18 protein-coding genes are annotated in these 21,676 nt (G+C 65.2%); 3 read left to right on the top strand and 15 right to left on the bottom strand.

Features of this window, described 5'->3' with window-relative positions; genetic code table 11:
• Positions 1-9: 9 nt before the first annotated feature.
• The 6 genes from smc to coaD all read right to left on the bottom strand — a co-directional run bounded on the left by smc (position 10) and on the right by coaD (position 6,849).
• Positions 10-3,600 carry a chromosome segregation protein SMC gene (gene smc, locus NG696_RS18455; protein ID WP_252566027.1) on the bottom strand — a complete coding sequence of 1,197 codons (3,591 nt, stop codon included), beginning with the start codon at positions 3,598-3,600 and terminating at the stop codon, positions 10-12.
• A 141-nt stretch (positions 3,601-3,741) separates the two neighbouring features.
• Positions 3,742-4,689: a bifunctional DNA-formamidopyrimidine glycosylase/DNA-(apurinic or apyrimidinic site) lyase gene (gene mutM, locus NG696_RS18460; RefSeq protein WP_252566029.1), complete on the bottom strand. Its 948-nt coding sequence runs from the start codon at positions 4,687-4,689 to the stop codon at positions 3,742-3,744.
• An 8-nt stretch (positions 4,690-4,697) separates the two neighbouring features.
• Positions 4,698-5,438 carry a ribonuclease III gene (gene rnc / locus NG696_RS18465; protein ID WP_252566031.1) on the bottom strand — a complete coding sequence of 247 codons (741 nt, stop codon included), beginning with the start codon at positions 5,436-5,438 and terminating at the stop codon, positions 4,698-4,700.
• A 21-nt stretch (positions 5,439-5,459) separates the two neighbouring features.
• Positions 5,460-5,663 (bottom strand): 50S ribosomal protein L32, encoded by a 204-nt coding sequence (gene rpmF, locus NG696_RS18470; protein ID WP_104061248.1) that lies wholly within the window; start codon positions 5,661-5,663, stop codon positions 5,460-5,462.
• Positions 5,664-5,699: 36 nt separating this feature from the next.
• The gene (locus NG696_RS18475; protein WP_252566033.1) at positions 5,700-6,224 is read right to left on the bottom strand and encodes a YceD family protein; all 525 of its coding nucleotides are present in this window, start codon (positions 6,222-6,224) and stop codon (positions 5,700-5,702) included.
• 124 nt (positions 6,225-6,348) lie between these two features.
• The gene (gene coaD, locus NG696_RS18480) at positions 6,349-6,849 is read right to left on the bottom strand and encodes a pantetheine-phosphate adenylyltransferase (RefSeq protein ID WP_252566035.1); all 501 of its coding nucleotides are present in this window, start codon (positions 6,847-6,849) and stop codon (positions 6,349-6,351) included.
• Between the two features lie 43 nt (positions 6,850-6,892).
• On the opposite strand from coaD, the gene NG696_RS18485 reads away from it, so the two are divergent.
• Together NG696_RS18485 and NG696_RS18490 are read left to right on the top strand one after the other, a co-directional pair.
• Positions 6,893-8,122, top strand: a complete 1,230-nt coding sequence (locus NG696_RS18485; RefSeq protein ID WP_252566039.1) for an aminotransferase class I/II-fold pyridoxal phosphate-dependent enzyme — start codon at positions 6,893-6,895, stop codon at positions 8,120-8,122.
• Positions 8,122-8,910: a spermidine synthase gene (locus tag NG696_RS18490; protein WP_252566042.1), complete on the top strand. Its 789-nt coding sequence runs from the start codon at positions 8,122-8,124 to the stop codon at positions 8,908-8,910. Before NG696_RS18485 ends, NG696_RS18490 begins: the two co-directional genes overlap by 1 nt.
• Positions 8,911-8,955: 45 nt before the next feature.
• On the opposite strand, the gene rsmD is transcribed toward NG696_RS18490, so the two are convergent.
• The 5 genes from rsmD to NG696_RS18515 form a co-directional block, all read right to left on the bottom strand.
• Entirely contained in the window at positions 8,956-9,579 is a 624-nt protein-coding gene (gene rsmD, locus NG696_RS18495) for a 16S rRNA (guanine(966)-N(2))-methyltransferase RsmD (protein ID WP_252566046.1), read from the bottom strand.
• A 9-nt stretch (positions 9,580-9,588) separates the two neighbouring features.
• Positions 9,589-11,871, bottom strand: coding sequence for an ATP-dependent DNA helicase RecG (locus tag NG696_RS18500; protein ID WP_252576311.1), 2,283 nt, complete (start codon positions 11,869-11,871; stop codon positions 9,589-9,591).
• Entirely contained in the window at positions 11,861-12,871 is a 1,011-nt protein-coding gene (locus NG696_RS18505; protein WP_252576312.1) for a DAK2 domain-containing protein, read from the bottom strand. The genes NG696_RS18500 and NG696_RS18505 overlap by 11 nt, the downstream gene beginning before the upstream one ends.
• A gap of 22 nt (positions 12,872-12,893) precedes the next feature.
• Complete coding sequence (gene thiL / locus NG696_RS18510) at positions 12,894-13,844, bottom strand: thiamine-phosphate kinase (protein ID WP_252576594.1); 951 nt, start codon at positions 13,842-13,844, stop codon at positions 12,894-12,896.
• Between the two features lie 125 nt (positions 13,845-13,969).
• Positions 13,970-16,549, bottom strand: a complete 2,580-nt coding sequence (locus tag NG696_RS18515) for a zinc metalloprotease (protein ID WP_252576313.1) — start codon at positions 16,547-16,549, stop codon at positions 13,970-13,972.
• Between the two features lie 161 nt (positions 16,550-16,710).
• Between NG696_RS18515 and NG696_RS18520 the strand changes: the two genes are divergently transcribed.
• Positions 16,711-17,211, top strand: coding sequence for a DUF3515 family protein (locus NG696_RS18520; RefSeq protein ID WP_252576595.1), 501 nt, complete (start codon positions 16,711-16,713; stop codon positions 17,209-17,211).
• Positions 17,212-17,257: 46 nt separating this feature from the next.
• On the opposite strand, the gene NG696_RS18525 is transcribed toward NG696_RS18520, so the two are convergent.
• From NG696_RS18525 to murA, 4 genes are read right to left on the bottom strand one after another with little or no spacing between them, the layout of a single operon-like run.
• Positions 17,258-18,406, bottom strand: coding sequence for a D-alanine--D-alanine ligase family protein (locus NG696_RS18525; RefSeq protein ID WP_252566059.1), 1,149 nt, complete (start codon positions 18,404-18,406; stop codon positions 17,258-17,260).
• A 2-nt stretch (positions 18,407-18,408) separates the two neighbouring features.
• Positions 18,409-19,458: an NAD(P)H-dependent glycerol-3-phosphate dehydrogenase gene (locus NG696_RS18530; protein ID WP_252566061.1), complete on the bottom strand. Its 1,050-nt coding sequence runs from the start codon at positions 19,456-19,458 to the stop codon at positions 18,409-18,411.
• A complete protein-coding gene (locus NG696_RS18535) occupies positions 19,458-20,225 on the bottom strand; it encodes a lysophospholipid acyltransferase family protein (protein WP_252566064.1) in 768 nt (255 codons plus the stop codon). Before NG696_RS18535 ends, NG696_RS18530 begins: the two co-directional genes overlap by 1 nt.
• A 10-nt stretch (positions 20,226-20,235) precedes the next feature.
• Positions 20,236-21,561 (bottom strand): UDP-N-acetylglucosamine 1-carboxyvinyltransferase, encoded by a 1,326-nt coding sequence (murA, locus tag NG696_RS18540; protein ID WP_252566067.1) that lies wholly within the window; start codon positions 21,559-21,561, stop codon positions 20,236-20,238.
• Between the last annotated feature and the right edge of the window lie 115 nt (positions 21,562-21,676).

Genomic DNA, 21,676 nt, shown 5'->3' on the forward strand with positions numbered 1-21,676 from the left:
CCGCGGATGCTAGACGTCGGCGCCCAGCCGCTGGCTGATGACGGTGGACACGCCGTCCCCGCGCATGGTGACGCCGTACAGCGCATCAGCCACTTCCATGGTCCGTTTCTGGTGGGTGATCACGATCAGCTGGCTGGACTCCCGCAGCTCTTCGAAGATGGTAATGAGCCGGCCGAGATTGGTGTCATCAAGTGCCGCTTCGACCTCGTCCATAACATAGAACGGCGAGGGGCGGGCCTTGAAGATGGCCACCAGGAGGGCGACGGCGGTGAGGGACCGTTCGCCTCCTGACAAGAGTGAGAGGCGCTTGATTTTCTTGCCGGCCGGACGCGCTTCGACTTCGATTCCGGTGGTGAGCATGTCCGAAGGGTCCGTGAGGACCAGCCGGCCTTCGCCGCCGGGAAAGAGGCGTTCAAAGACGTGGACGAACTGGTCCCGGGTGTCCTCAAAGGCCTCGGTGAAGACCCGCTGGACCCGGTCATCCACTTCCTTGATGATGTCCAGCAGGTCCTTGCGGCTGGATTTCAGGTCCTCCAGCTGGGTGCTGAGGAACTGATGCCGCTCCTCCAGGGCCGCGAACTCCTCCAGCGCCAGCGGGTTGACCTTGCCCAGGGCTGACAGGTCCCTTTCGGCTTTCCGGAGGCGCTTCTCCTGCTCCTCGCGGACAAAGGGCATGCCTTCGGGAACCGGTGTGCCGTCGTCGTCCACGGGTGTCCGCAGTGCCGCCCATTTGTCCCCGCTTTCCTCCGCGGGGACGGGCACGGGAACGTCCGGGCCGAAGTCCGCCACCAGCACGTCGGGGGTAATCCCTAGTTCCTCGATGGAACGTGTTTCCAGGGCTTCAATCCGTGCCCGCTGCTGGGCGCGGGCCAGTTCGTCCCGGTGAACCGAGTCCGTCAGTTCAGCCAGCTCGCGGGCCAGGGCGTCATTGGCTGTCCGGGTCGCCAGCAGTGCACGGTCCCGCTCTTCCCGGTTCTCTTCGGCGCGGTCGCGTTCATGCCGGGCCAGCTCAACAGACACGTCGATGAACCGGATTGCCAGCTCCACCGCAGCGGAGACGGCGGCCGCCCGTCTGGCCTGGATCCGACGGCGGCGCGCCCGTTCTGCAGCCTCTTCACGCGCCCGTCGTTCGGTCGCCGCTGCCCGCTCCAGCGAGAGAGCCCGGTTGCGGGTGGCGGTCAGCTGCTCCTCCGTGCTGCGCAGCGAGAGCCTTGCGTCCATTTCCGCAGACCTGGCCAGGGATGCAGCCAATGCGAGCGCATCGCGCTGTTCGGTGGAGGGTTCCTCTTCGGCTGGCGCCTCCTGCGCCGCAGCCAGCCGCGCCGCAACGGCGGCGAGCGCCTGTTCCTCGGTAACAACATTGGCCTCGGCCCTTGCCAGCGAGGTGGCCAGCCTGTCGCTTTCGCCGACGGCGCTGCGCAGGATGGAGTTCAGCTGGCCGAGCTTTTCGGCCACGGCCGCGAGCCGGGCGTCGGAATCGTGCAGGCGGTCCAGGGCAGATTCTGCCCTCGTCCGGGCTTCGGCGCGCCGGACCTCGGCGCTGGCCAGGGCGAACCTGTTCCGTTCCAGATCCGCAGTGACAACGGCCAGTCGGGCCTCGGCGTCGTCCACGGCGGCCTGCACCTCAAGCAGGGACGGCGCCTTTGCCGAGCCTCCAGTCACCGTGAGGGCGGTAAACACGTCCCCGGCCCGGGTCACGGCTGTCAGGTCCGGGCGTTCGGCAACCAGCAGCCCGGCACCATTCAGATCTTCAACAACTGCCACCCCGGTCAGGAGCGCGGCCACAACGGGTGCGGGCCCGCCCCCGCCGGATGCCACGTCCACAGCCCAGCGTGCGCCTGCCGGCAGGGGTCCGCCCGTGCCGGAGTTTGCGTCCCGCAGGGGCACAGCAGACGCCAGCAGCAGGGAGGCACGCCCCGCATCGTCGTCCTTCAGAAGTTGCACCATGACGGCGGCCACGGCTGGATCCCGGACCACTATCGCTTCGGAGGTGTCGCCGAGCGCCGCGGCAATCGCCGTCTCATAGCCCGGCTGAATGGTGAGGCCCGAGGCAAGCGTGCCCACAACGCCATCCAGCCCGGAGTTGAGGGCGTGCGCCGCGCCGTCTTTTCGGTTCAGGCCGAGCTGCAGTGCGTCCCGTCGGGCCACGAGGGCGTCACGTTGGCGCACAGCTTCTCCCCCTGCGGAGGTCAGATCGGCAATGTCCTGGACGACGGCGTCGAGCTCTGCGCTGGCGTCCTCGTAGTCGGCGTCGAGGCTTTCCTCCCCCTCTTCGACCCCCGCCACCTGGGTTTCCAGGGCGGTGAACTCCGACTGGGCCCGGCGGCGGCGTTCCTGTCCGGCGGCGAGTGATTCCCGCAGCCTGCCCAGCTCGGCCTGCGCTGATTCAACCCGCGATCTTGCCGCACCAACTTGTCCGGCAAGTTTCGCCAAGCCCTCGCGCCGGTCCGCTGCGGCCCGCAGGACGGCAGTGAGCCTTTTTTCCTCGGCAGACGCCTCGAGTTCGGCCCCGGTCTTCGCAGCCGTCGCTGAGTCCAGCGCGCTGCGCCGGTCCAGGATGTGGCGCTCCAGCTCCGTCAGCTCATCCCTGACCCGGACGGCCTGCCGTTCCAGCTGCTCAGGATCCCTGCCCGAGTACGGTTCAGCATCAACGGCACCCAGCAGCCGGCCGCGCTCCTGGGCCAGTGAGCCCAGCGAACGGAGCCGTTCCCTGGAAGCGGAGAGCCGGTACCAGGTATCCCGCGCGGCGTTCAGCTTTGGCGTGGCCTCGGCGGCGAGCTGTTCCACAGCTGCCTGCTGGCGGCGCCCCTCCTCCAGCTGCTGCTCCACTACGGCACGGCGGGCCTTCAGCGCCGTTTCGTCCGCCACGTCCTGATCGAGTGAACTCTGCTGCTGGACGAGGTCGTCGGCCAACAGCCGTGCGCGTGCGTCCCGGACATCGAACTGGACCCGCTGGGCGCGGCGCGCCACATCAGCCTGCTTGCCGAGGGGCGTGAGCTGGCGCCTGATCTCCCCCGTCAGGTCGCTCAGCCGTTGCAGGTTCGCCTGCATGGCCTCCAGCTTGCGGAGCGTTTTTTCCTTGCGGCGGCGGTGCTTAAGGATCCCGGCGGCTTCCTCGATGAAGCCGCGGCGGTCCTCCGGAGTGGCGTGCAGGACCTTGTCCAGCTGCCCCTGGCCCACGATGACATGCATTTCCCGGCCCATACCGGAATCCGAGAGCAGTTCCTGGATGTCGAGCAGGCGGCAGCTGGCACCGTTAATAGCGTATTCAGAGCCGCCGGTGCGGAAGAGGGTCCGCGAGATGGTGACCTCGCTGTATTCGATGGGCAGCGCCCCGTCAGCGTTGTCGATGGTCAGGGACACATGGGCCCGGCCCAGCGGCGGCCGCCCTGAGGTGCCGGCAAAAATAACGTCCTCCATTTTGCCGCCGCGGAGCGTTTTGGCTCCCTGCTCCCCCATCACCCAGGAGAGGGCGTCCACCACGTTGGACTTCCCGGAACCGTTCGGCCCCACCACTGCCGTGACGCCAGGCTCAAAATCGAAGGTCGTGGCCGACGCAAACGACTTGAACCCACGGACGGTAAGGCTTTTGAGGTGCAAGGTATTTCTGGTCTCCTGAGTGGCTGAAGCGGCTGCTTTGCTGCCCCAAATCTACTGCGTTAGGGCGGAAATCCGCGGATTTGCGGGTGTCTGTCCCTGCACCGGAGCAGCGCCCGATCATGCCCGGCAGGGCGACGCGGCCTACCAGCGGCCGTTGCGGGGGCGCGGCTGACAGACCGGACAAGTGTAGGAGGAGCGGTTCATGAATTGCTCGCGGCGAAGTATGGAGTTAATTCCGACGGCGGCACAACGGCTGCAGGGCTTGCCCTCCCGCCCGTAGGCATTCAAGGACCGGTCGAAGTAGCCAGAGGCCCCGTTGACGTTGACGTACAACGAATCAAAGCTGGTACCGCCGGCCGCAAGTGCGTCCAGCATGACCTCGCGCGCGCTGGTGATGAGCCGTTCCGCGTCGCCGCGTCGCAGCGTATCGGTGGGCCTGGCGTAGTGCAGCTTTGCCCGCCACAGGGACTCGTCGGCGTAGATGTTGCCGATTCCGGAAACCAGTCCCTGGTCCAACAGTGCGCGTTTGACGCCCGTCTTCCGCTTCCGCAGCCGGCTGTAAAACAGGTCAAAGGAAAATGCCGGGTCCAGCGGGTCCCTGGCGATGTGGGACGCTTCCTCGGCGATGAACGCAACGGGAGATTCCGCCTGGCCGCCCGGGCCGCCGTCGTCCGTGGGAACCATGCCGGTGACGAACAGCCCGCCGAAAATCCGCTGGTCAACAAACCGGAGCTGTTCAGGCATACCGGCCACGGGACTCAGGCGCAGCCTGACCTTGAGGTGTTTTTCGTCCGGCACTTCCGCGTCCTGCATCACGAGCTGGCCGCTCATCCCGAGGTGCGCCATCAGTGCAACGGTGGGCGTGTCGGTGGCGCCGGGTGTCTCACACAGCGGCATCCAAAGGAATTTACCGCGGCGCACCACGTCCACAACCGTGGCACCCTGGAGGTTGCCTCTGAAATCCTCGGCGCCCATGGCATGCCGGCGGAGCGAACGCGGATCCAGCACGTCCACCGATGTGATGGTCCGGCCGCGGACCCAACTCACCAGTCCGCGGCGGACCACTTCAACTTCAGGCAGTTCGGGCACGGCTCAGCCTAGACGCTGCGGGAGGACTCTGGTGATGCGCCCTCCGCCGCTGAGGCCACGGCGGCTCCCGCGGTTCCGGAGAGCTGACGCCAGGCGTCCGCGGCAGCTTCCTGCTCCGCTTCCTTCTTCGAATGGCCCGACCCATTGCCATATGGCTTGCCACCGATATTTAGGACAGCGGTGAAGGTTCGGGCGTGGTCCGGCCCGGCGCCCTCAACGGCATAGTAGATGGTGCCCATCTGCCTGCTGGCTGCCAGTTCCTGGATGCTGGTCTTCCAGTCCGTACCTGCGCCGAGGGCGCCCGCATCCTTGAGGAGGGGACCTATCAGGCGCATGACCAACTGGCGGGCGGTCTCGATGTCGTTGGACACGTAGGTGGCCCCAATGAGGGCTTCCATGGTGTCCGCCAGGATGGAAGCCTTATTCTTGCCCTCGGTGAGCTTTTCGCCCTGCCCCAGGTAGATGTAATCCCCGATGCCGAGGCTTCGTCCGATGCCGGCGAGGGCGCGCGTGCTGACCACCGCAGAGCGGCGTTTGGCCAGGTCACCTTCGGGCAGTGTGGGGTTGTCCCGGTACAGGGCATCGGTCACGGAGAAACCCAGGATGGAGTCGCCCAGGAATTCGAGCCGCTCGTTGGTGGGGATGCCGCCGTTTTCGTAGGCGTAGGAACGGTGCGTGAGAGCAAGACGAAGCGTCCCGGCGTCAATGGAGACACCGAGACGCTTCAGAAGCTCTTCAGTTGAAGACATCATGTCAGCCCAAGCGGCCGATTAGACGTCTGCGACCTTGCGGCCCTTGTACTCAAGGAACAACGCAGTGCCAGCCGAGTCGGTGACGACCTTCGCCTGGTGCGGCAGGCTATAAGAAACCTGGCCGTTCTCTACGGTCTTCACCAAGTGGGGGGCAGTTGCCTTCCACTGGGAGCGGCGGGCGCGGGTATTCGAGCGAGACATTTTCCGCTTCGGGACAGCCACGGCTAACTCATTTCTCTCTAGACAAACACGTACAAATCAATTTTGCCGGTCAGGCTTAGCCATATCAGCTAGGGCAGCCCAGCGAGGATCCAAGACCTCGTGGTGGTGCCCCGGCTCGTCTTCCAGGCGAATTCCGCATTCGGAACAAAGGCCCTGGCAGTCTTCCCGGCACACCGGCTGGAACGGCAGCATGGTTACAACTGCGTCCCGCAACACCGGTTCAAGATCGATCAGATCGCGCTCGACTCGATATTGCTCTTCTTCGTCTTCTTCGTCCGAAAGCACAACGCCGTCGTAGAAGAAAAGTTCTTGCACATTTACCTCAAGGTCATACGCAAGGGGATCCAGGCATCTGCCGCATTCGCCTTTGACTTCGGCGACGGCGGTTCCTGATACCAGAATTCCTTCGTGTACGGCCTCAAGCCTCAGATCCAGCTCGATGTCCGAGCCTTCCTGAACGCCAATGAGTGCCACACCAAGATCACTTGGTGCGGGTACATGTTCCTTCAGTGTCCGCATGCTGCCCGGGCTGCGCCCGAGATCCTTGACGTCGAACGCCAAGGGCGAACTAGCATCTCGTTTAATGAGAACTCCTGTTGAACATATGACCGACGTACCATCTTAGCCTGAAGAACCGCAGGGACTCAAACCAGGCGACGGACGGCCGTCGAAGTACCGGACTAGCCTACCCTCTCGGCGACTGATCGGGCGCAGACCCGCCCGCGAGCAACCTTTTATGTACGGACCGGGGCACATAGTCGGACACGCTGCCACCCAGACCGGCCACCTCTTTGATCAGGGTGGATGACAAATGCAGGTAGTGCGCCTCCGCCGGCAGGAACACTGTTTCCACGCCGCTGAGCTGGCGGTTCATCGTGGCCATCGGAAGTTCGTAGTCGAAGTCTGAGGATGAGCGGAGACCTTTGACGATCGCGGAGACACCGCGCTGGCGGCAATACTCGGCCAGGAGACCGTCGCCCACCGGTTCCACCACAATGCCTTTGAGGGATGCCAGGGTTTCGCGCGCCATATCCAGGCGGTCCCCCAGGCTGAACATGTACTTCTTCGCATAGTTGGTCGAAACCGCCACGATCACCTCATCGAAGAGGCCGGCGGCACGGGCGATGACCTCGAGATGGCCGTTGTGAATGGGGTCAAAGGATCCGGGGCAGACAGCGCGTCTCATGCACCGAACCTACCGCATGGGACGGCCGGGATACCATGACTGGATGCATCCACCGCGGGACCTTTCCATGCCCACCGTGCCTGCCCCGTGGCAGCGCACTGCCTCAGGCGCCAACCTGCTGGGACCTGCCGGCCAGCTGGGCGTCACCATCTTCGAGGAGATGACCACCCTGGCGGCACAGACCGGCGCCATTAACCTCGGGCAGGGCTTTCCCGACGAGGACGGACCTCTGGAAATCAAGGCGGCCGCAGTGGCCGCCATCGAAGCCGGGGCCAACCAGTACGCGCCCGGCAAGGGCATCCTGGAACTGCGTGAGGCCGTGGCTGCCCACCAGGACCGTTTCTACGGGCTGACCCCGGACCCGCAGACCGAGATCATCATCAGCACCGGCGCCACCGAAGGGATCGCCGCAACGTTGCTGGCGTTCGTCGGCCCCGGTGATGAGGTGCTGACGTTCGAACCGTTTTATGACTCGTACGGCGCCGTCATCGGCCTGTCCGGCGCCACCCACGTCACGGCCCCGCTGCTGGCTCCCGACTTTTACCCGGACATGGCGGCCCTGGAAGCGGCCTTCACCGACCGCACCAGGGTGGTGCTGTTGAACAATCCGCACAATCCCACCGGTGCCGTCTTCCCCCGCCATGTTCTGCAGCGCGTCGTCGAGCTTGCCGCAAAGCATGACTGCCTCATCATCACCGACGAAGTGTACGAGCACCTCACCTTCGGCGCCAGGCACATTCCTGTCGCCACCCTGCCGGGTGCAGCGGAGCGGACCATCACCATCTCGTCTGCCGGAAAGACCTTCTCCTTCACTGGCTGGAAGATCGGTTGGCTGACCGGCCCGGAGCACTTGGTGGCGGCTGTCCGCACGGTCAAGCAGTTCCTGACCTACAGCTCCGGGACACCGTTCCAGACGGCCATTGCGACCGGCCTCGCACTGCCGGATGAGTTCTACCAGGGCGTTTCGGCCACTCTCCAGAAGAAGCGGGACATCCTCAGCGAAGGCCTCCGCGCCGCAGGATTCGACGTTTACACGCCGCAGGGGACGTATTTCGTCAACGTGGACACCGCACCCCTTGGCATCAGCGACTCCGTGGACCTGGCCCGCAGGCTGCCCGGACTGGTGGGAGTGGCCGCGATCCCCGTCCCCGTCTTCTGCCACCCGGAGGGCGCGGAACGGACGCGGAGCCTGCTCAGGTTCGCGTTTTGCAAGAAAGTGGAGCTCCTCGAGGAGGCCGCCGCCAGGCTGGCGACCCTCAGCGGAAAGCTCTGATGGCGGAGCCCGGCGGCACACGTTCCACGCGGTTCTTGCGGACCACGGGTCAGCACGCCTCCATCGAGCCCGATGCTTTCACCGATGGCGGCTACGTCCTGAGCATCGGCGGGGCCGAGCAGTCCCACGTTAACTTGGCGCATCCTGAGGAGATCTTCTACGAGTACCTGCGACGGATCGGCCATCTGGTGGATCTCGCCGCCACCGAAGGCCAGCCAATCACCGCGCTCCATCTTGGGGCCGGGGCTCTGACTCTTGCCCGCTATGTGCAGGCGACGAGGCCCGGATCCGTCCAGTATGCGGTGGAGCTGGAACGCGAGCTCCTCGACTTTGTCCTGCAGCAGCTACCGCTACCCGGCGGAACCGACCTGCACACCGTCATCGGCGATGCCCGCGACGCCCTGGCGGACCTGGACCAGGCACTTCAGTTCGACGTCGTGATCCTGGACATCTTCTCTGGTCCGGAAGCCCCGGCCCACATCGCCTGCCAGGAGTTCTACCAGGAGGCCCGTGCACGCCTTGCACCGGAAGGCTTGCTGATCGTCAACGTGGGCGACGAACCAGGCCTGACCCTGGTGCGAAGCCAGGCCGCCGCCATGCGCCGCGCCATGACCGACGTTGCCGCCTTCGCCGAAACCGGGATGTTCGCGGGCCGCTACCCCGGCAACATCATCCTCGCCGGAACTCAGGCGCCCTGGCCCGAAGCCTGGACAGCCGAACTGACGGCACGAGGCCCCCACCCCGCGAAGGTTCTGGCCGGCGTGGCCCTGGATGGCCTCGCCGGCTGAGCCGCAGACGCCCAGGGTCCCAGGCGTCCCAGGCCAGGCCCGGCCCTAAGCCTGGCTCTGCTCCTGCTCCCCAATAACAAGGTCCGGCGCGATGGCGTCAGGCACAAAAGGCTCCGCGAACCAGAGCCGGGTTTCGCCGTACTTCTTCTCGGCAAACCGTTCCAGACCGGCCGGCCAGAACGGCTCCGGTGAACGCGAGGACCGCTCCACCACCACCACGGCCGCCGGAGCCAGATGCTCGGCGAGTTTGCCCAGCACCGCCGACAGGGCCGGGTCATCCAGCGGATAGGGCGGGTCCAGGAACACCAGGTCCCAGCTGGCCGTCTCCGCCGCGCGCTCCAGGAAGGACTCCACCTTGGACCGGTGGACAGTCACCGCCTTGCGGCCCAGCACGCCGTTGATCAGGTCCGCGTTGCGTTGGCACACGGAACTGGCCTTGGCATCGAATTCCACGAGGTCAACGGCCTCAGCACCCCTGCTGCCGCTCTCCACGCCCAACGATCCGGACCCTGCGTAGAGGTCCAGGACCCGGGCACCGGCAATGATCCCGAAGGCGTCGAGCCGGGAGAACAATGCTTCCTTCACGCGGTCGGTAGTGGGCCTGGTCAGGGAGCCGGGGACGCTGACCAGGGGGGTCCCGCCTGCGGCGCCCGCGATGATGCGGCTCAAGTCCGCCTCCTATCCGCGCTCAAGGAACGCCTCCTTCTCGGGGTTCAAGTACTCGTCAATGGCCTCCGCCAACCGCGGATGCCGCGCCAGGGCCGGATCCGAGCCCACAATTTCCTGGGCGTCCTGGCGCGCCTGCGCAATGATGTCCTCGTGTTCCAGCACGCGCAGCAGTTTCAGGGTGGAGCGGCCGCCGGACTGCGACGCGCCCAGGATGTCGCCCTCGCGGCGCAGCTTCAAGTCTTCCTGCGACAGTTCGAAGCCGTCGGTGGTTGCCGCCACGGCATCCAGCCGGCGCCGGCTCGGGTGCCCGCGTTCCAGGGTGGTGACCAGCAGGCACGTCCCGGGAAGCCCGCCGCGACCCACCCGGCCGCGCAGCTGGTGCAGCTGGGAAATGCCGAAGCGGTCGGCGTCGAGGATCACCATCAACGTAGCGTTATGGACGTCGACGCCGACCTCGATGACGGTGGTGGATACCAGGAGCTTGGTCCGGTTGGCGGTGAAGTCGGCCATCGCCGCGGACTTCACTGTAGTGTCCAAACGGCCGTGCATTGGCCCAAGGGGCACACCGGCCAGGGCTGGCTCCTGCTGGAGATGTTCGACGACGGCGGTCACCGACGCGAGCTCCCGCGCACCGCCGTCACCGGCCAGGTCAGCCGCGGAAGGTTCCGCTTCCCCCGGACTGAAGTCGCCGTCGTCGTCCGTTCCGATCCTGGGGCACACCACATACACCTGGTGCCCGGCGTCGATTTCCTCACGGGAACGGGACCAGATGCGGTCTGCCCAGCCGGGGTTCTCGGCGAGGCCCACCACATGCGTGGAAATCGGCGCCCGGCCGGCGGGCAGTTCGTCCAGGATGGAGGTTTCGAGGTCACCGAAGACCGTCATGGCCACCGTACGTGGAATGGGCGTAGCCGTCATGACCAGCAGGTGCGGCGGCTTGTTGGCCTTTGACCTGAGAACGTCCCGCTGCTCCACACCGAACCGGTGCTGTTCGTCCACCACAATCAGGCCAAGGTCGTAGAACGCGACGTTATCGCTGAGCAGCGCGTGCGTGCCGATCACGATTCCGGCGGCGCCGGATGCGGCGTCCAGCATGGCCCGTTTCCGGGCACCAGTGGGCATGGAGCCGGTGAGGAGAGCGACCTGGACCGCCCCTTCGGCCAGGCCGCCCAGCAGCCCGTCCGCGGACAGCATCGGGTCGCGGGACAGGGATCCCAGGGTCCGCCGGATGGATTCGAAGTGCTGGGCGGCGAGGACCTCCGTCGGCGCCAGGAGCGCGGCCTGCCCGCCGGCATCCACCACCTGCAGCATGGCCCGCAGCGCGACGATGGTCTTGCCCGAGCCGACCTCGCCCTGCAGCAGCCGGTTCATGGGGCTGTCCTGCGCCAGCTCCGTGGCCAGCGTTTTTCCGACGGCGGCCTGGCCGCCGGTGAGCGTGAAGGGAAGCTGCCTGTCGAACGCCGCCAGCAGCCCGTTGGTGGCCGGGCGCCGCGCCGTGGCTTCCTCGGCCGCAAGCTGGGCACGGCGCCGTGCCAATGCCGCCTGCAGGACCAGGGCCTCCTGGTAGCGCAACCGCTCCTGGGCCTTCTTCCAGTCAGCCTGCGATTCCGGCTTGTGGATGAGCCGGTAGGCCTCGGCCACCGGCAGGAAATCCTCCCGCGCGGAGACGGACTCCGGCAGCGGATCCGGCAGCGCGTCCAGATCCACGGTTTCCAGGAGCGTGGAGATGACTTTCTGAATCGACCAGCTGCTCAGTTTGTTCGTGGCCGGGTACACCGGGATGGGCATGGCGGCAAGCTTTTCGGGGTCCATGGCCGGCATGTCCGGGTCCTCGTCGAGGAGGTGGAAATCCGGGTTGGTCAGGCCCAGGGACGCTCCGTAGCGCGTAACTTTTCCGGAAAACATCACCCGCCTGCCCGGCAGGAGCTGGGCCTGTGCCCGGTGTCCGCTAAAAAAGGTGATCTTGAGCGTGCCGTGCCCGCTGCCGGGGGCTACCGCCGAAAGGCGTGGACGGCCGTGGGAGGCGGCGTCGTCAGTGATCACGACGTCGGTGATGGAACCACGCCGCGTATGCATCTTGCGGGTGCTGTTGGAGAGTACCCGGGCAATGAGGGTGACCTCCTCGTCCACAGGGAGCTCGCCGATGGGGGTCAGTTCGCCGCGGTTCAGGTAGCGGCGGGGAAAGTAGTTCAGCAGGCCGCCGACTGTGGCGATGCCCAGGTGCTTCTCAATGGCCGACGCTGACCGCTTTCCGATCAGGCGTTCCAGGCCCAGGTCCAGTTCAGCGCTCATGCCCACTGGAGTTCACCGGAGCTGGTTCGGGTTCGCGGGCCATGGCGAGTTCGCTGACCGAGATGTCGCTGGGTTCGCCGAGGGAACGGATCAGGGCGACCGCTGGTGATGCGTCGGGGACGTGGACGTGGACCCGCCACCGGTAGCTGCCCTCAGCATCGGCCAGGCTGTCCACCTGGCTCATGATGACGGACTCGCCAATCTCGTCGAGCCGCTGGCGCAACGTGGCCGCGCTGAGCGGCGAAAGGCTGATGGTGCACATGACCTCAACGCCGTCGTCAACCGGCATATCAGTGTGGATGTGGGGGTCCTGGACGTCATAGCCGTGCAGCCCGTCGAGGAGTTGGCCCTGCAGCTCCTCGCCAAGAACGGCGGAGCGGAGGCAGTCGAGGATGAGCAGCATACCAACGCCCCCGGCGTCGACCACATGCGCGGCTTCAAGGGCGGCCAACTGGCTCTCGGTGCTGACTACTGCCTTCAGCGCGCCGTTGACGGCAGCATCGAGGGCTTTGCCCAGGGCTTGGTTGCTGTCGTCGCCATTGTGGCCAGCGTCCACTGCCGCGGCGGCCCGGGCCGCGGCTTCCATAACCGAAAGCATGGTGCCCGGTACGGGGTCGCTCAACGCGGACCAGGCCCGGATCTGGGCGCGGTTCAGCGCGGCGGCCAAGAGGGTTGATGTCAGGCGGGTGTGACCGGCCAGGGGTTCAGCTGCGGCGCAGAGGAAGACTGAGAAGAGGGTTCCGGAGTTACCGCGGGCCTGCTCCATCGCGGCCCTGCCGGCACGCGCCAACACTGCTCCGACATCCGCCTGGCCGGCGTCAGCGGGGACTGCCGCACCTTGGCCCGCCGCGTTGCTGTGCAGGGCACGGGTGGCCGCCCGAACCGTGAGGTAAAGGTTAGTGCCGGTGTCACCGTCCGCCACGGGGAAAATGTTGATGGCATTGAGGCGGTCGCTGTGGTTGGCAATGGCGGTTTCAGCCTTGTCCAACCACCGCTTCATCGCTTGCGCGTTGGCGGCAACCTTAGTCTGCAAAGTGATCCCATCCCCCGGTGCCAACGGCGTGGCCCGCAATTGTGACGCCCGGATGCGAGGAGCTTTCCGGGGCTTGTACTGAGCCTATCGCAGTGAATCCGGCAGGCAGCTGAACGCCGGCCGGGAATGTGGCCAGCAGCCCATGGTCCTCGCCCCCGCCCAGCACCCAGGCCATGGGGTCAGCTCTGAGAAGGTCTGACGCCGGACGCAGCGCTTCCGCGAGAGGCTTCAGTGCCGCGGGGTCAAGGTCAAGGACGACGCCGCTGGCGGCGGCGAGGCGGCCGCCGTCGCGTACCAGGCCGTCCGAAATATCCAGCATGGCCGTGGCACCGGCTGACCTGGCCAGCGGCCCGGCGGACAGGGGTGGCCGTGGCCTGCACTGAAGTTCCACGAGCACCCGCTGTGCGGGTGCCAGGGACTGCACAGTGGCCTCCGATTCCAGGAGCGCAAGCCCGGCTGCTGCCCTGCCCACCGACCCGGCCAGGGCCACGACGTCGCCGGCACGGGCCCCCGACCGCAGGACCGCTTTGCCGCCAGCCAGTGAGCCCAGCACGGCGACCGTCACGGAGATTTCCCTGCCGCGGCCCAAATCGCCCCCCGCCACCGAACAGTGTGTGGCCCCAAGATCCCGGATTGCCGCAGTCAGGCCGTCGGCCAGATCCGCCACCCAGCTGACAGGAGTGTCGGGCGGGAGGGTCAGGCTCACCACCAGCGACGTCGCAACGCCGCCCATGGCGTTGATGTCGCTCAGGTTCTGGGCCGCCGCCTTCCAGCCGACGTCGAAGCCCGTGGTGCGGTACCCGTTGGGCCACTGCAGCCGGAAGTCCTGGTCCTGCACCTGGGTATCGATGCTGATTACTGTCCTGCCATCCGGAGCGGCGACAATGGCGGCATCGTCTCCCGGGCCAAGCAGGGTTGCCGAACCGTGAGTTCCGCCCATTTCCAGCCGTGGAAAGATCCGGGCCAGCAGTTCGGCTTCGGACAGCGCGGCGACGGTCAGCGTTTCTTCGGTCAACGGAATTTCAGGCACGCCCCTACGCTACAGCGCTGCACCGACAATTTTTGTCAGTATGTTGCCTGTCGGCAGCCGAGGTGGGTGTTGCCCTCAGAGAGACCAGCAACTCCCAGGCCCCACGCACAGACGGTGTAAGTTCCCCGCTGCGTCACCGGTATGGCCTCCTCGTAGCCGTGGTCACCAACGACCTGAATAATCGTGTTCATGTCCGGGCGACTGTTGTCAGCCAGGTATGCAGTCGCCTTGGTGGTGCCATCCGGGTAGGTGACGTAAAGATGGACCGGGATGCTGGCAGAAGGCAGCGCAGGATCGAGTGTCCACCCCTTGGCCGTGAGGTTGGCTCCCTGGGCACCTGCCAGAATCTTCACGGAGTCGAGGTAGCCTGCCGGGGCTGCAGTGGCTTTCGCAGTCGTGACCTGGCAGCCCAGGAGGGTGTTGCCCAACGGCAAGGCGCTGACCGCGAGGCCGTAAACGCACACCCTGTACGATCCGGCCCGGCTGATAGGAATGGTGGCCTGATAACCGTGGTTACCTTTCGTGCCCATGACACTATTGACATCGGCACGGACTTGGTCGGCCATGTGTGCCGTGCTGGTTGTCGTCCCGTCAGGGGCTGTGACGTAGACATGGACCGGTATGGATGCCGAGGGCGTCCCCGGATCCAATGACCAGCCCTTGACGGTGATGGAGGCCGCCGTGCTTGCGCTGTTCACTGACGTGGTGTCCACGTATCCGACGGGTGCAGCCGTCGGCTGGGCAGAAATTGATTTGCAGCCCAGGAGGCTGTTTCCGAGATTGAACTGGCTGACTGCGAGGCCATACGCGCAAGCGGTGTACTGCCCGCTAAGCGTGATGGGGACGTCAGCGCGGTAGCCGTGGTTACCCGGAACGCCCATGATGGCGTTCACATCGGCTTTTGGCCTGTCTGCCGTGAAAGGCTGGGAAGTGGTCTTTCCGGCCGGATCTGTGACGTAGAGATGTACGGGAATGGAAGCCGCCGGTGATCCCGGGTCGAAGGTCCAACCCTCGGCCCTCAGGACGGGGCTGCCGTTACTAAGGGCCACGGCAACAGAATCAAGGTAACCAATGGGCGGCGCCGAACCCTCCAGATAGAGCGTCCGGCAGCCAAGATCCGCGGTTTCGACTGATCCCAGCGCGTAAACGCAAACATCGTAAGTACCGGCTGTCGTCAGGTCGAACGACTTCGCGAACCCGTGATCTCCTGCCACTTGCATAATGGCGTTTACGTCGGACCGGGGTTGGTTGGCAGTCACGGGGTAGCCCGTGCGGATGCCTCCGGGAGTTGTTACGTAGATATGGACCTGAGACGATTCTGCGGGTTTGGCTCCGTCGTAGGCCCATCCGCGGACGTCCAGGGATGCCTTGTCACCTGAACGGTTGATTGCCACTGATTCGGCGTATCCCACGGCAGGTGCTCCGGGCGGACGAAGTGTGACGACAGCAGCCGAGTCACTGACCGAATCGATGGTGACCCGCGTTCCCGTGTGCGTCTTGAATGTGGTCCCTGCCTGCCACGCCTGGGTTGAGCTGTAGTTTCCGCTGATGGGCAGCGTGGAGGGAGGCAGCAGGATGGAAGAATTGCCCGAGCCCTGCTGCGAGATCTTCACCCCACGGTTGCCGCCAGTTGCTTTGCCTGCGTCATACCCGACGGGAGCCCGTAGCTCAAGGTAGTAGACCTCCCCGGATTTCGGATCGGTGAATTTGGCGGCGCGGTCAGCCCCTGTCCCTGCCCACGGCTTAAGTGTCAGGGACTTGGTTGTGGTGACTGTGCCGGCATCAGCAATCTCATTTCCGTTTCCGAAGCGGCCCATCTCCCATAGCGGAGCGCCAATGACCGGCATGTAGTCGTAATGGGAGATGCCCATCACGTCCAAGTTGTCCCCGTAGATTTTGATGCCGCAGGTGGGGTCAGCGAATCCTGAATACTGGCCAGGACCTACGTCTGAGATCCCGCTGCCGCACTGCAGGCTGTTGGCATGATCCAGCCCGAGGGTGTGTCCGAATTCATGTGTGAGGACCGGAGTGCTCAGCCTTCCGTTCTCGGGCATGATGATCCGGCCACCCACGGATCCGTTGCTGAACACCATGCCAGCGGCCCCGTTGGTCAGGTAGGCTCCCGGAATGTACATGACAAGAGCCGTGTAGGGAGTCTGCGTCCACCCCAGTTCACGCGAAACGATGTCTACGATCTCGTTTGGTGTCTGGGTAGACCTGGCAGCCGAGGAGACAGCCGTGGCGGCATTTATCAGGGGCATGCTGACTCGGCCCGAAGTCTGCGCCGCCCAATAAGTGCTGGCGGCGTTCAGGGAAGCCTGCGCTGCTCCCATCGGCACCGCAGCATTTGTCTGATCCACGGATTTGTCGGCCAGCTTCACGGTGACCAAGGTTGTCTTGATGGACCCTGCCAAGGGCTGGTCAACGTACGTGTATTCCGACTGGACATCCCTTCGCGGTTTCTCGAGGATCACAAAATCATCCACCGGCAGGGGCCCCGGTACGGTCACCGCGGGCACCGCAACCGGCGACGGATACGCAACGGCGATTTGGGGGAAGGCGGAGGACAGCACGATAACGGATACGGCCAGGGCCGTCCGACGCAGAATATTCAAGAGTGCTCGCTTAGGGGTGAGACCAGAAGTGATTCAGTCATCCTAGGCGAACCACAGGCGTTGCCGGGTGTTCTTTCGCAAAAACTGCGCTAACCTTCGGAGATTCGCGCAGGCGCCGCTAAATGGAGATGATGGGAAGCATGCGCCCCTCCTTGCATACCATGATCGTGCCCCCGCCACTGGCGTTTGCCAGGGTCTCCGGCGCAGCGGCGGCCCTGGCCGCCGCGCTCTCCTTGGCGGCGTGCTCCCCCGAAGTGGATGTCACTGCTGCAGGCGACGCGGCGAACCCGGCCTGCGCTCCGATGATGGTGGCCCTTCCGGACGCCATCGGCGATGCTGCCCTGCGGAAAACCAACAGCCAGGCCACCGCGGCCTGGGGGGACCCGTCTCAGGTGATCCTGCGCTGCGGCGTCAATGTTCCAGGCCCGACGACGGACCGGTGCGTGAGTGTCAACGGCATCGACTGGGTTATCAAGGAGGGCGATCCGGTGTGGACGCTGACTACATTCGGCCGCGAACCCGCCACGGAAATCCTGATGGATCCGGAGAAGATCAGCTCCGCAACTGTCCTGGCTGATCTTTCCGCCTCAGCCGGAAAGATCCCGGCCAGCCGGAACTGCGTGGGTCAGGAAGACCTGCAGAACCTGCCGTCCAGCCAGTAGGCTCGACCACCGGGGTTTCGACAAGCCCTACCGCCTGGGAACAGCGCTACCGCAGGCCGGTTTTCCGGTTAAGGGCCAGGTAGATCAGCTCATCGATCAGGTCCGCATAGTCCAGGCCCGAGGCTGCCCACATCTGCGGGTACATGCTCTTGGGCGTAAACCCGGGCATGGTGTTGATCTCATTGATGATCAGTTCACCGTCGGGCGTGTAGAAGAAGTCCACGCGGCTCAGGCCTTCGGCGCCTACAGCGTCAAAGGCAGCCGCCGCGAGCTCCCGGACCCGCACGATGGCTTCCTCGGGAATGTCTGCGGGGCAGCTCAGCGCGGCGGCGTCGTCCTCAACATACTTCGCGTTGAAATCGTAGAATTCGTGCGTTCCGGCGGCGACGGAAATTTCGCCCGGCATGGACGTCCGGGGGGAATCAGTCCCGCGTCCTTCCAACACCGCACACTCAATCTCACGCCCTACGATGCCAGCCTCGATGACCAGTTTGAGGTCGTGGCGCCGGGCTTCCTCGACGGCGGCGTCGAGTCCCTCGAGCGAGTCCACTTTGGAGATCCCCATGGACGAACCCGCCCGCGCCGGCTTGACGAACACGGGAAAGCCGAGCTGGTCCACCTGCTTGCGAACGGCCTCCGCGTCCTTGACCCACTGACGGTCCGTGACGGCGATGTAGGGCCCCACGTGCAGCCCGGCGGCCTCGAACACGACTTTCATGTAGTGCTTGTCCATGCCCACAGCCGACGCGAGCACGCCGGCGCCGACGTAGCGCGTGTCGGACAGTTCCAGGAGTCCCTGGATGGTGCCGTCCTCGCCAAAGGGACCATGGAGAAGGGGAAACACGACGTCCACCGTCCCGAGTTCCTGCGGTACCTGGTTGGGTGAGGCGACGATCAGCTGGTGCTCGCCGCCGATCTCGGCCAGTGTCACCGTTTCCGACGACGGCGGGACCTCCGGCAGCGACGACGCGGACAGGGACCACTGGGCGGTATCCCCCGCAGCCAGCACCCACTGCCCCGACTTGGCGATGCCGATGGGGATGACATCGTACTTGTCTTTGTTGATGGCGCCCAGGACGCCGGCGGCGGTCACGCAGCTCACGGCATGTTCACTGGACCGGCCACCAAAGAGGACCGCGACGCGGGGTTTGGCCCGGGGGGCGGAGTCCGCTGCGGTCAGGTTATCGTCGGACATCGTCAGTAATCGCCTTCGGGTTTCAGGTCCCGGGCCAGCAGCAGCGGCCCCAGTTGGTCAACGGACAGTTTGCCGGCCAGGACGGCTACGACAGCGGCAGTGATGGGCATTTCGACGCCCAGTTTCCCCGCAAGTTCATGCACAGCCTGGCCGGATTTGATGCCTTCGGCTGTTTGGGTCATCTGCTGGGCCAACTGCTCGAGGGTAAGTCCCTGGCCGAGCATACGGCCGGCAGTATGGTTTCGCGACAGCGGCGAGGAACACGTTGCCACCAGGTCCCCCAGGCCCGCCAGCCCGGCCATGGTCCGTGCCTCGCCACCAAGGGCAAGGGCGAGCCTGGATGTTTCGGCCAGGCCCCGGGTGATCACGGAGGCCTTGGTGTTGTCCCCCATCTGTTTACCTTCACAGATGCCCACGGCCAGCGCTATGACGTTCTTGACGATGCCGCCAATTTCCACGCCGACGACATCCGCCGTGGTGTACGGACGGAAGTACGGTGCGGTGCAGCTCCTCGCGATCCAGCCCGCGGCCGCCGCATCGGAACAGGCCACCACAGAAGCAGTCGGTTCCTCCCGGGCGATCTCCATGGCCAGGTTGGGACCGGAAACCACGGCAATGCGGTCCTTGGGAATCCCCAGTTCGTCGCTGATAACCTCACTCATCCGGGAGTCCGTGCCGAGCTCAAGGCCCTTCATCAGGGACACCACCATGGCGTCAGCGGCGATCAGCGGCTTCCATTCACGGAGCTGGAGGCGCAGTGACTGTGCAGGAACGGCCAGGACCACCAGGTCCGCGCCCACCAGCACCTCGCTGACGTCCGTGGAGGCCGTGATGCTGGGCGGCAGCTCGGTGTCCTTCAGGTACTGGACGTTGCGGTGGGAGCTGTTGATCTGCTCCACCACTTCGCTGCGGCGGCCCCAGATCCGGATGCTCCGTTGTTCCCCCGCTGCTCCAGCCGCATCGGCGAGGATCTTGGCGAACGTGGTTCCCCAGGATCCGGCGCCCAGGACGGCGACAGACCGGGCGGAACCCTGACGGCTTTCGTCAGCCATCAGGTGGCATCCGCAGCATCGTCAGGATTTTCCCGCTCAACGAAGCGACCGTGCGTGGCTTGATTGTGCTTGGACGGGTCCCAGCGTTCTGCGGGAGGCTCCTCCCCGCGGATGCCGGCCAGCAAACCGGTCACGGCGTCCATGATCGTCGCGGTAGCCGCGGTCAGCGTTGCCTTATCCAGTGGCCGGTCCGCGTACTGGCTGAGGTCCACGGGCTTGCCCACCATCACCCTGGACGTCTTGCGCGGGAAAAGGTGGAACCGCTTCGCATAACGCGGGAACACTTCATGGGCGCCCCAGTGCGCGATCGGTACCACGGGAATGCCGCCTTCCAAGGCAAGGCGGGCAGCGCCGGTGTGGCCCTTCATCGGCCACAACGCGGGATCGCGCGTGAGTGTACCTTCGGGGTAGATGATGATGGCCCCGCCGTCCGCCACAATCTCCTGGGCGAGCTGCAGCGAGCGGTTCGCCCCCGCCGTCGAGCGTTCCACCGGGATCTGCCGGGTGGCCCGCAGGACCGCACCCAGGACCGGAACCTTGAACAGCCCGGCCTTGGCCAGGAAGTGCGGGGCGCGCTTCTGGTTGTAGAGAATGTGCCCCACAATCAGCGGATCGATTTCCGTGCAATGGTTGGGCACGGCAATAAATCCGCCGGCGGGGAGGTTCTCGAGGCCTTCCCACTTCTTGTTCATCATTGCGTTCAGCACCGTGCGCACTATGGCTGCGACCACAACGAATGTGGCCTGGCTCTTGGCCGTTTCCTTCACGTACCCACCGCTACTTTGTCGAGGTGATGTCGAAATCGGCGCCGAGGCCGGACAGCTTTTCGCTGAAGCGTTCGTAGCCGCGGTTGATGATGTCAATCCCGGTCACGCGGGACGTGCCGGAAGCGGCCAGCGCCGCGATCAGGTGGCTGAAGCCGCCACGCAGGTCCGGTACGTCGATGTCGGCGCCCTTGAGCTGGGTGGGGCCGGAGATGACGGCGGAGTGGAGGAAGTTGCGCTGGCCGAAGCGGCACGGCACACTGCCCAGGCACTCGCGGTGCACTTGGATGCTCGCTCCCATCCGGATGAGCGCATCGGTGAAGCCGAACCTGTTTTCATAGACGGTCTCGTGAACGATCGAGACGCCTTCGGCCTGGGTCAGGGCCACCACGAGGGGCTGCTGCCAGTCGGTCATGAAGCCGGGGTGCACATCCGTTTCCAGGACCAGCGGGTTGAGCTTGCCGCCCCGGTGGTAGAAGCGGATGCCGTCTTCGCCGATGTCCATGCCGCCGCCTACCTTCCGGTAGGTGTTCAGGAACGTCATCATGTCCCGCTGCGAGGCGCCTTCGACGAAGATGTCACCGCGGGTCACCAGTGCTGCCGAAGCCCACGACGCCGATTCGTTGCGGTCCGAAAGGGCGCGGTGGTTATAGCCCCCCAGGTCCCGGACACCTTCAATACGGATGGTCCGGTCGGTCTGGACGCTGATGATGGCGCCCATCTTCTGCAGCACGGCAATGAGGTCAATGATCTCAGGCTCGGTGGCGGCGCCGGAAAGCTCGGTGATCCCTTCGGCGCGGGTGGCGCTGAGCAGCACCTGTTCCGTGGCACCCACCGAGGGGTAGGGCAGATTGATCTTGGCGCCATGCAGGCCCTTGGGTGCGGATATATGGATGCCGCCCGGGCGCTTTTCCACCACGGCGCCGAACTGGCGGAGCACGTTGAGGTGGTAGTCGATGGGCCGGTCCCCGATCTTGCAGCCGCCAAGGTCCGGAATGAAGGCCTCACCGATCGCATGGATCAGGGGTCCGCAGAGCAGGATGGGGATCCGTGAATCACCGGCGTGGGCATCGATCGCAGTACTCGGGGCGGTTTTTGCCGCCTTCGGATCCAGGGTGAGGTCGCCACTGACGGGATCCTTGACCACCGTCACCCCGTGCAGCTGCAGGAGCGAGGTGACAACCTCCACGTCCTTGATCTCCGGAACGTTCCGCAACACCGACGGCTCGTTGCCCAGCAATGCTGCCACCATTGCCTTCGGAACAAGGTTTTTGGCCCCCCGGACGCTGACGCGGCCTGTAAGCGGGACTCCGCCGCGGATTGTCAGAACACTACTCATATACCGGTTTCCTTACGATTACTCGCCCCAAAATCCTTGCAAAGGCTCCAGCTAAGCATAGGAGGTTGCGTTACCGAACCGAAATACGGGCGCCGAAAGCCTCCGGCGCGGCGCC

The organism is Pseudarthrobacter cellobiosi (genome assembly GCF_023913755.1).
Taxonomy (GTDB): domain Bacteria; phylum Actinomycetota; class Actinomycetes; order Actinomycetales; family Micrococcaceae; genus Arthrobacter; species Arthrobacter cellobiosi.